A 13958-nucleotide genomic window follows, 5' to 3' on the forward strand; every position below is an offset into this window, starting at 1 on the left:
GACGCCCCCCCCCCGGGGGCCCCCCCCCGGGGCCCACCCCCCCGACCCCCGGCCCCCGCCGCGTTGGGAAGCGGGCCCCGGGGGGCCCCCCGCGCCCGGCGGTGGATGCCGCCCTGCCCTGGGCGGCGGCGGTCCTCAGACCTCGTAGACGGCTCCCGGGTACGCCAGGTCGACCCGGCCGTCGTAGACCGCGCGGGCGTCGGCGAGGTTCTGCTCGGCGTCCGTCCACGGCGGGATGTGGGTGAGCACGAGCCGGCCGACCCCGCCGTCCCGGGCGTACTCCCCGGCCTCGCGCCCGTTGAGGTGGAGGTCCGGGACGTCCTCCTTGCCGTGGGTGAAGGAGGCCTCGCACAGGAAGAGGTCGGCGCCCTCGGCGAGCAGGCCCAGCTCGGAGCAGACCCCGGTGTCGCCGGAGTACGTGAGCGAGCGGCCGCCGTGCTCGATGCGGATGCCGTACGACTCGACCGGGTGGCTGACCCGCTCGGTACGGACCCGGAAGGGGCCGATCTCGAAGGTGCCGGACTTCAGGGTCCGGAAGTCGAAGACCTCGCTCATCGAGCGCTCGTCGGGGACGTCGTCGTAGGCCGTGGTCAGGCGCCTTTCGGTGCCCTCGGGACCGTAGACGGGCAGGGCGGGGCAGCGGCCGCCCTCGTGCCGGTAGAAGCGGGCGACGAAGTACGCGCACATGTCGATGCAGTGGTCCGCGTGCAGGTGGCTCAGGAAGATCGCGTCGAGGTCGTAGAGGCCGCAGTGGCGCTGGAGTTCGCCGAGGGCGCCGTTGCCCATGTCGAGGAGCAGCCGGAAGCCGTCGGCCTCGACGAGGTAGCTCGAACAGGCCGATTCCGCGGACGGGAACGAGCCCGAACAGCCGACGACGGTGAGCTTCATGGAGCGTGAACCTCCGTGGACGGTCCGTGGACGGAATGCGGGCCGTGCGTGGGTCGAGCGTAAGGCGCGAAACGTCCGGTCGCTCCTCCGCTGCGGGCCGTTGTGGGGGGAATCACCTGCGCTGTCACCCGGTGGAGCGACGGCGGGTACGGACGTTGCCGTCAGGGGCTCCCTGCCGTGCCGGGGCTTTCCCGCACGGCTACGGTCGAAACATGGACACGTCCTGGTGGCCCGCGGTGGCCGCGGTCGTGGCCGTGGCGCTGGTGGTGCTGGTCGCCGGGGGACGGCTGGGCGTCCCCCGCCGGGCCCCGCCCGCGCGGGGCACCGGCCCGCCGCCCCGGCCGCGGGCGGGCGAGCTGTGGTGTCTGGCGGACGGGCGGACGTGCCTGGTGCTGGCGGTGGCGCAGGTGCGCGGCCACCGGGCGCGGGTCGCATGGGTCACGGGGAAGTACGACGACCGGCGGGCCGGGGTGATCCCGCTGCCGCCGGGGACGGTGGGGGCGCAGGGCCGGGCGGGGTACCTGGAGGCGGACCGCCCGGCGGAGGTGTCGCTCTGGGAGTTCCGGCGCCGGGTGGGGGTGCTGGACCCGGCGCTGTGGGACGAGGTCAAGGGGCTGGGGGGCGGCCGGTGATCCGGGCGCGGAGGGTGTTCGACCGCGTGGGGCCGGGGGCTGCGTCCGAAGGGCCGCGGACGGCGTCCTGACGGGCCGCACCGGCCCCGCGGGCGGCCCCGCGGCGCGGGCCGGGGGCCCGGCCCGCCGCGAGGCGTCGGGCGTCAGGCCCAGAGCTGGCCCTGGAGGACCTCGATCGCCTCTTCCGTGGTGGCGGCCGTGTAGACGCCCGTCGACAGGTACTTCCAGCCGCCGTCGGCCACGACGAACACGATGTCCGCCGACTCGCCCGCGGCCACCGCCTTGCGCCCCACGCCGATCGCCGCGTGCAGCGCGGCCCCGGTCGAGACGCCCGCGAAGATCCCCTCCTGCTGGAGCAGCTCCCGGGTGCGGGTGACCGCGTCCGCCGAGCCCACCGAGAACCGCGTGGTGAGCACGGAGGCGTCGTACAGCTCCGGGACGAAGCCCTCGTCCAGGTTCCGCAGGCCGTAGACCAGGTCGTCGTAGCGCGGCTCGGCCGCGACGATCTTGATGCCCTCGACGTGCTCGCGCAGGTAGCGGCCGACGCCCATCAGGGTGCCGGTCGTGCCCAGGCCCGCCACGAAGTGGGTGACCGAGGGGAGGTCGGCCAGGATCTCCGGGCCCGTGGTGGCGTAGTGCGCCCCCGCGTTGTCCGGGTTGCCGTACTGGTAGAGCATCACCCAGTCCGGGTGCTCCGCCGCCAGCTCCTTGGCCACCCGGACCGCGGTGTTCGACCCGCCCGCCGCCGGCGAGGGGATGATCTCGGCTCCCCACATGGAGAGAAGGTCCCGGCGCTCCTGCGAGGTGTTCTCCGGCATCACGCAGACGATGCGGTAGCCCTTGAGCTTGGCCGCCATCGCCAGGGAGATGCCGGTGTTGCCCGAGGTCGGCTCCAGGATCGTGCAGCCGGGGAAGAGCCGGCCGTCCTTCTCGGCCTGCTCGACCATGTGGAGCGCGGGGCGGTCCTTGATCGAGCCGGTCGGATTGCGGTCCTCCAGCTTGGCCCAGATGCGCACGTCGTCCGAGGGCGACAGCCGGGGCAGCCGGACCAGCGGCGTGTTGCCGACCGCGGCCAGCGGGGAGTCGTAGCGCATTACTTCGATCCGCCGGCCACGGCCGGGAGGATGGTGACGCTGTCGCCGTCCGACAGCTCGGTGGTGATGCCGGCGAGGAAGCGCACGTCCTCGTCGTTGAGGTAGACGTTCACGAAGCGGCGCAGCTCGCCGCCCTTCGTCTCGTCGACGATGCGCTCGCGGATGCCCTTGTGGCGTGTCTCCAGGTCCGAGAACAGCTCGCCCAGGGTGGCACCCTCGCCCGACACGGCCTTCTGGCCGTCGGTGTAGGTGCGGAGGATGGTCGGGATGCGGACCTCGATGGCCATGGCGGGCTCCTGTGTCGTGAAGGTCTGGACGTCGTGCAAGGGGCGAAGCAAGGGGCGGTGAGAACGTGGGCGCGCGAATCCCGTGCCCCCGCGCGACAGGGCTGTGGTGCTCAGGCAGCAGGACAGATGGCGCTGGCGAGGCGGCACAGGTCGACGTGCAGCCGCGCCACGAGCAGCAGCCTGCCGGGCGTCTCGATGCTCACGTCGTGGGGAACCATGCGGTCATGTTAACGATTCCCGGTCACCGGTTTGGAGGGTGATCCCGCATCGTGGACGCCGACCGCTCACATACTGGTCAGTAGGCGTCTACGACCTGCACTTCCTCTTCGGTGATCACGCCGTCGACGATGCGGTACGAGCGGAACTGGAACTCCCCGAGGCCGTCCGCGTCCGCCGTGGAGACGAGCACGTAGTGGGCGCCCGGCTCGTTCGCGTACGTGACGTCCGTGCGCGAGGGGTACGCCTCGGTCGCGGTGTGCGAGTGGTAGACGATCACCGGCTCCTCGTCCCGGTCGTCCAGCTCGCGGTAGAGCTTCAGCAGGTCCTTGGAGTCGAACTCGTAGAACGTGGGCGAGCGGGCCGCGTTGAGCATCGGGACGAACCGCTCGGGGCGGCCGGTGCCCTCAGGGCCGGCCACGACGCCGCACGCCTCGTCGGGGTGGTCGCGGCGGGCGTGCTCGACGATCCGGTCGTACAGGTCCTGGGTGAGGGTCAGCATGAGCGACAGGATAAGCAGACGGGCCCTCGCGTACCGGTGCGTGGTACGGGAGGGCCCGAATGGTGGACACGAGGCCCTGCGGAGCGCGGCTCCCGGCTGCGGCGGGCAGCCGGGAGGCGCGCTCCGGGAGCGGCTACGCGGACTGCGAGACCTTGTTGAAGGCCGCCCCGCGCGGGTTGCGCTTCTTCAGGACCAGGTAGGACACGCCCAGGATCAGGCCCCACAGCGGCGCGCAGTACAGCGAGACGCGGGAGTCCTTGTCGACGCCCATCATCACGATGACCATGCCGATGAAGAGCAGGGCGAACCAGCTGGTCCACGGGGCGCCGGGGGCGCGGAAGGAGGACTGGGGCAGCTCGCCGCGGTCCGCCTTGGCGCGGTAGCGGATCTGGCAGACCAGGATCATGATCCAGGCCCACATGCCCGAGATGGTGGCGAAGGAGACGACGTAGTCGAAGGCCTTGCCCGGGGCGACGTAGTTGATCCAGACACCCACGAGCATCAGCGCCGCGGAGAAGGTGGTGCCGAGGAGCGGGGTGCCGTTCTTGGTGAGCTTGGTGAAGAACTTCGGGCCCTGGCCGTTCATGGCGAGGTCGCGCAGCATGCGGCCGGTGGAGTACATGCCCGAGTTGCAGGAGGACAGGGCCGCGGTCAGGACGACGAAGTTGACGATCGCGGCGCCGACGCCCAGGCCCATGCGCTCGAAGGCGGCGACGAAGGGCGAGACCCCGGGCTGGAAGTGGGTCCACGGGACGACCGAGAGGATCATGATGAGCGCGCCGACGTAGAAGACGGCGATGCGCCACGGCACGGTGTTGATGGCCTTGGGCAGGGTCTTCTCGGGGTCCTTGGACTCGCCGGCGGTGACGCCGACCAGCTCGACCGCGAGGAAGGCGAACATCACGATCTGGAGGGTCATCAGCGTGCCGCCGATGCCCTTGGGGAAGAAGCCGCCGTCGTTCCACAGGTTGGAGACGGTGGCGGTGTCCGCGGCGTCGGAGAAGCCGATGGTGAGGATGCCGGCGCAGATCAGGATCATGCCGACGATGGCGGTGACCTTGACCATCGAGAACCAGAACTCCAGCTCGCCGAAGAGCTTCACGGAGATCAGGTTGGCGCAGTACAGGATGACCGTGAAGATCAGCGCGTACGCCCATTGCGGGAAGCTGTCGTGCGTCCAGTACGACATGTACTTCGCGGCGGCCGTCACCTCGGTGATGCCGGTGACCACCCAGAACAGCCAGTACGTCCAGCCGGTCGCGTATCCCCAGAACGGGCCCAGGAACTCGCGGGCGTAGTCCGAGAAGGAGCCGGAGACGGGGCGGTACATGAGCAGCTCGCCCAGGGCCCGCATGATGAAGAAGATGACCAGGCCCGCGATGGCGTAGGCCAGGATCAGGCTCGGGCCGGCCTTCGAGATGGCCTTGCCCGCGCCGAGGAACAGGCCGGTGCCGATGGCGCCGCCGATCGCGATCATCTGGATCTGCCGGGCGCCGAGCGCGCGGTGGTAACCCTCGCCGTCGCCCTCGCCCCGGGTGCCCTCGCCGGGCGTCTTGCCGTGCTGCTCGACCTGCACAGAGGTCATGTCTGGTGCGCCTTTCTCCACGCCGACCCGCGCCCTTTCGAAGGCTGCGGATCGGGTCCTCGATCCCCCCGGATACGGATGGAGTTGCACGCCGGCGATCAGCCGGTTCGAGCAGGCCGCGGGACATGGGTGGCGTCCCGGCGGCGGTCGTGAAGATTTATCACGGCCTTACGGGGGATCGGGACAGGGCGATGTGACGCGCGGCACAGGAAATTCAGGACAGGGAGCGCGAAACGCCTCAGAACACCGCATGGTGGTGATCTGATCGTTATCCGGATTTGAGCGTCCGCTGAGCGAACAGACCGTGCCTTCGAGGATCTCCCGAGGGTGTCCACCCGCCCCCGGCGGCGGGCCGGGGGCGGCACCTTCCCTCAGAGGGTCTCGATCAGGGTCTCCTGGAGGCCGCCGAGCCAGAGGTACGCCATCACCATCGGCTTGCGCGGATCGTCGTCCGGCAGCCGGAAGAGCACCGCGCCCTCGTCGTCCTCGGTGATGTCGAGCCGGGCCGCGATGGTCAGCCGCAGGTCGTTGAGGGCGCCGAGCCAGCGCAGCGGCAGCTCGCCGGTCAGCTCCAGCACCGCCGCCCCGTCGCCGGCCGGGGTGAGCCCGTCCAGGCTGCGGACGACGGCCAGCGCGTCCGCGCGCTTGCGGTCGCGCAGGTCGTTCTCGGTGAAGCGGCGGAACTCCGCCGCCCGGGCCGTCAGCTCCGCGGGGTCCACGCCCGCGTCCCCGGAGCCGTCGGGGGCCCCGTAGGCGTCGGGGAAGAGGCGGGCCAGGGCCGGGTCCGCCGGGGGCTCGGAGGGGCCCTCGGCGAAGAGCGCGGCCAGCGGGTCGGCGTCCTCGTCGGGCTCCGGGGCGCCGGGGCCGATCAGCTCCAGCAGCTGGACGGCCAGGGAGCGCAGGATGGAGACCTCGATCTCGTCGAGCGCGATGGCGGCGCCGCCGCCGCCCTTGAGGGCCTCGAAGGTGCCCCCCATCAGCCGCGGTCCTGCGTGAGGGTCGCCCACAGGCCGTAGCCGTGCATGGCCTGCACGTCGCGCTCCATCTCCTCGCGGGTGCCGCTGGACACGACCGCCCGCCCCTTGTGGTGGACGTCGAGCATCAGCTTGTGCGCCTTGTCCTTGGAGTAGCCGAAGTACGCCTGGAACACGTACGCCACGTAGCTCATGAGGTTGACCGGGTCGTTGTGCACCAGGGTCACCCAGGGGACGTCGGGTTCGGGGACCGCGAAGGTCTCCTCGGCCGATTCGGTGCGTTCGATCTCTACAGGAGCAACACTCACTCGTCCCATGCTGCCACTGCGAGGGGCCCGTCGCACAAACGGGCCCTACATCTCGTCACTTTGACGAGATGTGCGCTAGCATCCGTGCCATGAACCCTGCGGACCTGGGCCTGCCGGTGGACGTGCCGTCGACAGCGCTCTTCACGGACCATTACGAGCTCACGATGCTGCAGGCCGCCCTGGCCAACGGCACCGCCGACCGGCGCTCGGTCTTCGAGGCGTTCACCCGGAGGCTCCCCGAGGGGCGCCGCTACGGGGTGGTCGCCGGGACCGGCCGGGTGCTGGACGCGGTGGAGAACTTCCGCTTCGACGGCGCCGTGCTGGAGTTCCTGCGCGAGCGGGCCGTCGTCGACATGCGGACGCTGGACTGGCTGGCCTCGTACCGCTTCTCCGGCGACATCTGGGGCTATCCGGAGGGCGAGGTCTACTTCCCGGGCTCCCCGGTGCTGCGGGTGGAGGGCAGTTTCGCCGAGTGCGTGCTGCTGGAGACCGTCATCCTGTCGATCCTCAACCACGACTCGGCGATCGCCGCGGCCGCGTCCCGGATGTCCTCGGCGGCGGGCGGGCGCCCGCTGATCGAGATGGGCGCGCGGCGCACGCACGAGCTGGCGGCGGTGACCTCGGCGCGGGCCGCGTACGTGGGCGGCTTCGCCTCCACCTCGGACCTGGCGGCCGGTTTCCGCTACGGCATCCCCACGGTCGGCACCAGCGCGCACGCCTTCACCCTGGTGCACGACAGCGAACGGGACGCCTTCACCGCCCAGGTGGCCTCGCTGGGCAGCGGAACGACCCTGCTGGTCGACACGTACGACGTGGCGGAGGCCGTCCGCACGGCGGTGGAGGTCGCGGGGACGGACCTGGGCGCGGTGCGGATCGACTCCGGGGACCTGCTGCTGGTGGCCCACCGGGTGCGGCAGCAGCTGGACGAGCTGGGGGCGACCGCGACGAAGATCGTGGTGACCTCGGACCTGGACGAGTACGCCATCGCCTCGCTGGCGGCGGCGCCGGTGGACGCGTACGGCGTCGGCACGCAGCTGGTGACGGGCAGCGGGCACCCCACGTGCTCGATGGTCTACAAGCTGGTGGCGCGGGCGACGTCGGCCGACCCGAAGGCGGCGCTGGCGCCGGTGGCGAAGAAGTCCTCGGGCGGGAAGACCTCGGTGGGCGGCCGCAAGTGGGCGGCCCGCCGGGTGGACGCGGACGGCGCCGCGGAGGCGGAGGTCGTCGGCACGGGCCCGGTCCCCTCGGCCCTGGCCGACCACCAGCTGCTGGTCGAGCTGGTGAAGGGCGGCGAGGTGGTCGCCCGCGAGCCCCTGGAGGCCGCCCGTGACCGCCACCGCGCGGTCCTCGCCGGCCTCCCCCTCTCGGCGACCCAGCTCTCGCGCGGCGAGGCCGTGATCCCCACCGAGTACGTCTGACCCTCCCCGGGGGCGCTCGGGCCGGAGGCGGGGGCGCCGGGCTCCCGGTGCGGGAGCCCGGGGCCCGGTACCGGCCGCGGTTTCGGGAAGGGGCGGGGTGGGGGAAGAGCCCCCGCAGGGCCCTGACGCCGCCGCACACCATCGAACCGAAGGGCACGCGACATGCACCGCGCACTGATCGTCGTCGACGTACAGAACGACTTCTGCGAAGGCGGCAGCCTGGCGGTCGCCGGCGGGGCCGACGTCGCCGCCGCCGTCACCGAGCTGATCGGCCAGGCCACGCCCGCCTACCGGCACGTCGTCGCCACCCGCGACCACCACGTCGACCCCGGCGCGCACTTCGCGCACCCGCCGGCCCGGCCGGACTACGAGAGCTCCTGGCCGGTGCACTGCGTCGCGGGCACCGAGGGCGTCGGCTTCCACCCGAACTTCGCCCCCGCCGTGGCCTCGGGGGCCGTGGCCGCCGTCTTCGACAAGGGTGCGTACGAGGCCGCCTACAGCGGGTTCGAGGGGGCCGACGAGAACGGGGTGACGCTCGACCGGTGGCTGCGGGACCGGGACGTCACCGAGGTGGACGTGGTCGGCATCGCCACCGACCACTGCGTCAGGGCCACCGCCCTCGACGCGGCCCGGGCCGGCTTCGGCACCCGCGTCCTGCTGGGCCTGACGGCGGCCGTCGCCCCGCACACCACCGCCCGCGCCCTGGAGGAGCTGCGGACGGCCGGAGTGGAACTGGTCGGCGCCCTGCGCTGACCGGCGCGGCCGGCCCGGGCCCCCGCGGGGACGCGCCCGGAGGTCACGGCACCCGGGTGCCCAGGAGGGCCCGGATCGGGTGCCAGAGCTCCTCCGCCACGTCGGGGGCGCAGCGCCACAGCAGGCCGTCCGGGTGGTGGAGGACCGCCGTGACCTCGTCCGGGGTCGGGGGCTGCGCGTTGCCGCGCAGGTACACCGCCCGCATCCCGAGGTTCCGCAGCCTGGTCAGGGCGCGGGCCCGGTTCGCGGCGTGCACCAGCACGCGGACGCTTCCGCCCTCCCCGGAGGGCCGCGGCAGCGTGAGCGCGACCACCACGCTGCCGCCTGGCAATCGCACGAAACCTCCACCGGGCATGATCTTCAGCTCCCCCGTCAACAAGAAGACTCGGCCCGTGCATCTAAACGCGAACGGCCGCCGCCCGCTAGAGGGCGACGGCCGATCATGCTGTGACCTGCGGTTTTACCGGGTCACTTACTTGGAGGGTCCGACTTCGACCGTCATTTCGAGACCGTCGTAGGTCTCCTTGGCGATCTTGATCTTCGTGTTGGTGTCAGTGACCTTCACGGAGCCGGTCGGGTTCTCGTCGTAGTAGTACTTGCCCTTGCGGTCGTCGAAGACCAGGTTCGTGGGCTTCGGCTTGACGAAGAGCTCCTCGCCGTTCTTGTGCAGCGTGAACGCGTCCGTCGAGTAGGCGCTGAAGGTCGCGTCGTACGGCTGGATCTTGTTCCGCAGCAGGGTGCCGTCGGCCCACTTCATGGGCTTGGCGTTGGCGTCGATCGGCAGGATCAGGCCCTGGCCCGGGTGCTGGCTGGTGTTGTTGTCCTTCTGGGAGGTGTCCCACTGCCAGATCAGCAGGCCGTCCTGGTACGGGTAGTGCTCGACCCAGTCCGGACGGGTGTTGCCGAAGCCGAAGTTGTACGGGCCCACCTTGAGGGTGGAGTCGTACGAGACGTAGCGGCGGTTCTCGGCCAGGTAGTACTGCGCGTACTCCTTAGTGAAGCCGGCGCCGATGCGGGAGAAGCCCTTGCCGGTCCAGCCGTTGTCGCCGTTCTCGGCGCCGTCGGCGAAGACGGTGGAGCCGTCCGCGGTGACGGTGACGGCATCGGCCGTGAAGCCCTTGCCGCCCGCGCCGCCGTCCGTCTGGTAGCGGAAGCGGAGGTCGACCTTCTTCCCCGCGTAGGCGTCGAGCGGGAAGTTCAGCGACTTCCAGGCGCCCGAGACGCCGGTCAGCGACGGGCTGCCGGAGGCGTCGACCGGGAGGGCCGTGCCGTCGACGGTGCCGGCCAGCGGAGTCCAGGTGGCGCCGCCGTCGGTGGAGGCCTCGGTGTAGAGGAAGTCGTACTCGGCCTCGATGTCCCACCAGCCCTTGAGGGACAGGGCGGCGGACTTCTTGCCCGTCAGGTCGACCGACCGGGTCAGGGTGTTCTTGAGGTCGTCACCCATGTTGCTCCACCACTGCGAGGAGCCCTCGGCGGGAGCGACGATGTCGGTCTGGACCTTCTTCTTGGGCAGCTCGACGACCAGCGCCTGCTTGTCCTTGGTGTTGTACGCGGAGACGCCCAGCTTGTGGGTGGACTTCGTCGCGGCCTTCGCCTTGTCGTAGTTCAGCCAGCCCAGCTGGAGCTTGTCCCAGGCCGTCATGTCGCCCGGGAGGTCGCCTATGGAGTCCTGGCCCTTGCCGAGCCAGGAGCCCGCCGACATCAGGGACCAGAAGCCGACGCCGTTCTCGCCGCCACCGGAGGTGTCGTAGAGGTCCGGCAGGCCGAGGTCGTGGCCGTACTCGTGCGCGAAGACGCCGAGGCCGCCGTTCTCGGGCTGCATCGTGTAGTCGCCGACCCAGATGCCGGTGTCACCGATCTGGGCGCCGCCGGCCTTGTTGTTCTCCGGGCCGGTCTTGCCCGCCTGGGTGCCGTAGGCGTACCAGCGGTGGGCCCACAGCGCGGTGGTGCCCTGCACGCCGCCGCCGGCCGACTCGTCCTCGCCCGCGTGGACGATCTGGAAGTGGTCGATGTAGCCGTCGGGCTCGTTGAAGTTGCCGTCGGCGTCGAAGTCGTAGCGGTCCCACTGGTCGTACTGGGCCAGCTGCGCCTTGATCTGGGCGTCGGTCTTCCCGGCCTTCTTCTGGGCCTCCGTCCACGCGAGGACGCCGTCCTTGACGGTGTCCCACACGTTGGAGCAGTTGGTCTGGCCGCAGTAGTTGGAGCCGTAACGGGCCTCGTTGTACGGGACCTTGACCCAGTCGGAGACCTCGCCCTCGACCGAGTAGCGGCCCGAGGAGGTCTTCTCGTAGTAGGTCTTCAGCGAGTCCTTCCCCTTGCCGGTACCGAAGTACAGGTCCTGGAAGTAGCTGCGGCTGAAGTCCTTGCGCCAGGCGGTGCTGTTGTCCACCGTGCGGTCCGGCTGGGCGATCGTGTTGTGCAGCGGACCGGGGGTGCCGCCGTACTTGGGCGCCTCGGGCTTGGGGCCCGGGCCGTCCGGGTCGTGCATGGTCGTGTTGTCGACCTGGTCGCCGAACTCCACGAGGATCGTGAAGATCTTGTCGGTCTTCTCCCGGCCGAGCTCGACGTACTTCTTGTCGTCGAGCTTGACGACCTTCGAGGCACCGCGCTGCTCGACGCCCTTCTTGCCGCTCAGCACCTGGTCGAGGGCAGCCTTGCGCTGCTGCGCCTGCTGCTCGCTGAACGGACCCTTGAGGTCGTGGTCGGCCACCTTGGACGGGGCGGCCGGGTCCTGCCGGTCGGCCGCCGGGGCGCCGAGGGGGCTGGGATCGGCCTGGGCCGAGGTGACGGTGAAGAAGGTCGCACTGGTCGCACAGGCCGCCATCGTCACGGTGACGGCGGCGGCGCGCAGGGCGCGTCGTCTGACGGAATTGCTGGTCACTTGAAGTCGTTCCCCTCCCGCGGCCGCGACGTAGGTCGGAACTTCTCCATAGGAGTGGGGGGTTCCGCGCGGCGCGCGTCTCAAGTGACGACATTTGACCGGAGCAACGCGAGAAAAGACAGACCTTGACTTGCTCGTTACAACTGCACTATGCGGTCAGTCAGTTCCGTTATTCGGACGTTCCCCTGCCATACGGGGCGAAGGGTGCTTCCCGACGGCCCAATCGTCCGGTTCAAGCCACTTTCCCGAACGGTTCGAGACGTTTCGGGGCACAGAAAATGAACCTGTGCGCCCCCCGTGCTCCGGCACCGTGGGTGAGGCCACGCTTACCGGTGGTTCCCCTCGGGCATCTCCCGTCGTAGAGTCACTTGACGCGCGACCTAGTTGAGCCGACTCCCCCTCCCCTCCCTGAGGACGGATATCGCCATGCCGCGTCCGACTGCCGCACAGCTCGCCTACGGGTCCGTCACCGTCGTCGTGTCGACGATCGCCATGCTGCTGCTCTCGCAGACGAGTACGGGGCTCGGGGTCGCGGTCATCGCGGCGGCCGCCCTCGCCCTCGGCCTGCTCGTCGCACTCACCGTGCCCGTCCCCAAACGCCACGGCCGCCACGCGGCCCGTACCGGGTCCGCGGCGGCCTCCGGCGCGGGCCCGGGCACCGGCGCCCGGGTGCCCGAGGCGAGGTCGGCCGCGGCCGAACACCCCGTGCACCACTGACGGTTGGCCCCCCGCGCACCGGCCGCGCACGACGCGGCGCGGGCGGCCTCCCCGGAGGGAGACCGCCCGCGCGCCGTGCCGTCCTGTCCTGTCCTGCTGCCCGTCCGGGCCTGATGCCTGTCGTACCGGTGCCGGAGGGGCCCGCACGGGAGGATCAGCCGGACCTGACCACCACGGTCTTGGCGACCTTGTCGTGCAGGCCCTGCCGGTAGGGCTTGTCCACGAGGACCGAGACGAACAGCGCGATCGGCCACAGGCAGAAGCAGCAGATCAGGGTCGGCAGCCAGAGCACCGCGGCGCGGCTGAGCGCCGGGCTGGACGGGGGGACGCTGCCGTCGTTGAGCATCGCGACGCGCAGGCCCATCGCCTTCTTGCCGACGGTCTGGCCCTTCTTCTTGGTGAACCACCAGTCGTAGCCGACGTACGCGACGATCGAGACCAGGGTCATGATCAGGCCGCTGCCGCTGTAGGACTTGGTGATGACCTCGGTGACGTCCTCGCCCCGGTCGGTCGCGACCGCGTAGCGGTTGGTGCCGACCGCCAGCTGGATGAGGAACAGCGGGATGGCGATGATGACCACATCGATGATGCGGGCGGCGAGCCGCCTGCCGATGTCGGCGAGCGGCGGCATCCCGGCCAGCGGGTCCGGCATGCCGTAGCCGCCGCTCCCGCCGTACGGATCGCCGCTCCCGCCGTACGGATCGCCGCCGCCGCCGTACGGGGGCGGCGGGGGCGGGTATCCCCCGCCGCCCGAACCGCCGGGGGGCGGGGGCGGGAACCCGCCGCCCCCGGGTGGCGGTGAGCCGTACGGCGAACCACCCGACGGAGGCGTCGGTTCCTGGGGCTTCTTGAGGAACGGGTCGTCCTCGGGCGGCTGGCCCGGCGGCGGCTGGTCGGTGCTCATGGCCCGAGTCGAACCCGGCCGCGGGACCCCCGCAACGGGACGGCGTCCGTTCGGGGGACGGCCTAACGGGCCACGTACGTCTTCGCCGCCTTGTCGTGCCAGGCCTGCCGGCGCGGGCGGTCCACCAGGCACCAGAGGCTGCCGGGGAGGCCGAGCAGGGCGTACACCAGCCAGCGGCGCAGGGCCGCGCCGAAGGTGGGCGGGCGCAGGGTGGAGGTGGCCAGGACCCGGACGCCCAGGAGCTTCTTGCCGGGGGTGCGGCCCCAGCGGGCGGTGGGCAGGGCCTCGTAGAAGACGCCGAAGAGCAGGACCGCACCCAGGACCAGGCCGATGTCGGCGGCGACGGTGGCGTCGACCAGCCAGACGGTCGTGGTGCGGCCGCCGGCCCGGGCGGCGTCCACCTTGGCCTGGAGGTGCGCGGTGGCCCCGGGGACCAGCGGCAGGGCGGTCCCGGCCGCGACCGCGCCGAGGACGAGGGAGTCCACGAGGCGGGCCACCGCGCGGCGCACCAGTCCGGCGGGGCGCACGGCCTGCTCCGCCATCCGCTCGAAGACCGCCCGGGGGGTCCCGATGCGGGTGGTACGGGGCGTCTCCGCCTCGGGCCGGGGCAGCGTCGGGCGGGCTCCACCGGCCCGGGGCTCCCAGCCCTGTGCGGGGGGCGCGGCGGCGGCCGGGGCCGCGGAGCGGGCGGTGTCGGGCTCCGGAGACCGCACGGCGGGCGTGCGGGCGCCTGCGGGCCGTGCGGAGCCGGGGCGGGGGCCGGAGCCCGGTACGGCGGCGGGGGCGGGGGGCGCGGGCT

General features: G+C 71.7%; 16 protein-coding genes. 4 read left to right on the forward strand and 12 right to left on the reverse strand.

Annotated features, from left to right (window positions below):
• Positions 1-135: 135 nt before the first annotated feature.
• The gene (locus ACFWU6_RS32535) at positions 136-888 is read right to left on the reverse strand and encodes an MBL fold metallo-hydrolase (protein WP_383984954.1); all 753 of its coding nucleotides are present in this window, start codon (positions 886-888) and stop codon (positions 136-138) included.
• A gap of 212 nt (positions 889-1100) precedes the next feature.
• Here ACFWU6_RS32535 and ACFWU6_RS32540 point away from each other — a divergent pair, with 212 nt between their 5' ends.
• Positions 1101-1520, forward strand: a complete 420-nt coding sequence (locus ACFWU6_RS32540; RefSeq protein ID WP_383802953.1) for a hypothetical protein — start codon at positions 1101-1103, stop codon at positions 1518-1520.
• A 143-nt stretch (positions 1521-1663) separates the two neighbouring features.
• Here ACFWU6_RS32540 and ACFWU6_RS32545 read toward each other — a convergent pair whose 3' ends face one another.
• The 7 genes from ACFWU6_RS32545 to clpS all read right to left on the reverse strand — a co-directional run bounded on the left by ACFWU6_RS32545 (position 1664) and on the right by clpS (position 6495).
• Positions 1664-2614 (reverse strand): PLP-dependent cysteine synthase family protein, encoded by a 951-nt coding sequence (locus ACFWU6_RS32545; RefSeq protein WP_383802955.1) that lies wholly within the window; start codon positions 2612-2614, stop codon positions 1664-1666.
• A complete protein-coding gene (locus ACFWU6_RS32550) occupies positions 2614-2901 on the reverse strand; it encodes a MoaD/ThiS family protein (protein WP_383802957.1) in 288 nt (95 codons plus the stop codon). Before ACFWU6_RS32550 ends, ACFWU6_RS32545 begins: the two co-directional genes overlap by 1 nt.
• A 110-nt stretch (positions 2902-3011) precedes the next feature.
• Positions 3012-3119, reverse strand: a complete 108-nt coding sequence (locus tag ACFWU6_RS32555) for a putative leader peptide (protein ID WP_310941867.1) — start codon at positions 3117-3119, stop codon at positions 3012-3014.
• 77 nt (positions 3120-3196) lie between these two features.
• A complete protein-coding gene (locus tag ACFWU6_RS32560) occupies positions 3197-3619 on the reverse strand; it encodes a Mov34/MPN/PAD-1 family protein (protein ID WP_383802960.1) in 423 nt (140 codons plus the stop codon).
• Between the two features lie 133 nt (positions 3620-3752).
• A complete protein-coding gene (locus ACFWU6_RS32565) occupies positions 3753-5204 on the reverse strand; it encodes an amino acid permease (protein WP_383802962.1) in 1452 nt (483 codons plus the stop codon).
• A 371-nt stretch (positions 5205-5575) separates the two neighbouring features.
• Positions 5576-6181: a DUF2017 domain-containing protein gene (locus tag ACFWU6_RS32570; protein WP_383984957.1), complete on the reverse strand. Its 606-nt coding sequence runs from the start codon at positions 6179-6181 to the stop codon at positions 5576-5578.
• Entirely contained in the window at positions 6181-6495 is a 315-nt protein-coding gene (gene clpS, locus ACFWU6_RS32575) for an ATP-dependent Clp protease adapter ClpS (RefSeq protein WP_383802966.1), read from the reverse strand. The genes ACFWU6_RS32570 and clpS overlap by 1 nt, the downstream gene beginning before the upstream one ends.
• Positions 6496-6575: 80 nt before the next feature.
• On the opposite strand from clpS, the gene ACFWU6_RS32580 reads away from it, so the two are divergent.
• On the forward strand, positions 6576-7904 hold the full coding sequence (locus tag ACFWU6_RS32580; protein ID WP_383984960.1) for a nicotinate phosphoribosyltransferase: 1329 nt from the start codon (positions 6576-6578) through the stop codon (positions 7902-7904).
• A 162-nt stretch (positions 7905-8066) separates the two neighbouring features.
• Complete coding sequence (locus ACFWU6_RS32585; RefSeq protein ID WP_383802969.1) at positions 8067-8657, forward strand: isochorismatase family protein; 591 nt, start codon at positions 8067-8069, stop codon at positions 8655-8657.
• Positions 8658-8700: 43 nt separating this feature from the next.
• Here the strand turns inward: ACFWU6_RS32585 and ACFWU6_RS32590 are convergent, their stop codons facing one another.
• Entirely contained in the window at positions 8701-9012 is a 312-nt protein-coding gene (locus tag ACFWU6_RS32590; protein ID WP_383802971.1) for a hypothetical protein, read from the reverse strand.
• Between the two features lie 117 nt (positions 9013-9129).
• On the reverse strand, positions 9130-11481 hold the full coding sequence (locus ACFWU6_RS32595; RefSeq protein ID WP_383984969.1) for an immune inhibitor A domain-containing protein: 2352 nt from the start codon (positions 11479-11481) through the stop codon (positions 9130-9132).
• 483 nt (positions 11482-11964) lie between these two features.
• On the opposite strand from ACFWU6_RS32595, the gene ACFWU6_RS32600 reads away from it, so the two are divergent.
• The gene (locus tag ACFWU6_RS32600) at positions 11965-12255 is read left to right on the forward strand and encodes a hypothetical protein (RefSeq protein WP_383802973.1); all 291 of its coding nucleotides are present in this window, start codon (positions 11965-11967) and stop codon (positions 12253-12255) included.
• A gap of 154 nt (positions 12256-12409) precedes the next feature.
• Here ACFWU6_RS32600 and ACFWU6_RS32605 read toward each other — a convergent pair whose 3' ends face one another.
• Together ACFWU6_RS32605 and ACFWU6_RS32610 are read right to left on the reverse strand one after the other, a co-directional pair.
• The gene (locus ACFWU6_RS32605) at positions 12410-13159 is read right to left on the reverse strand and encodes an RDD family protein (RefSeq protein ID WP_383984963.1); all 750 of its coding nucleotides are present in this window, start codon (positions 13157-13159) and stop codon (positions 12410-12412) included.
• Between the two features lie 62 nt (positions 13160-13221).
• The coding region (locus tag ACFWU6_RS32610) for an RDD family protein (protein WP_383984966.1) at positions 13222-13958 on the reverse strand (737 nt) is incomplete at its 5' end.

The organism is Streptomyces sp. NPDC058674 (assembly GCF_042716505.1).
In the GTDB taxonomy this organism is placed as follows: Bacteria; Actinomycetota; Actinomycetes; order Streptomycetales; family Streptomycetaceae; genus Streptomyces.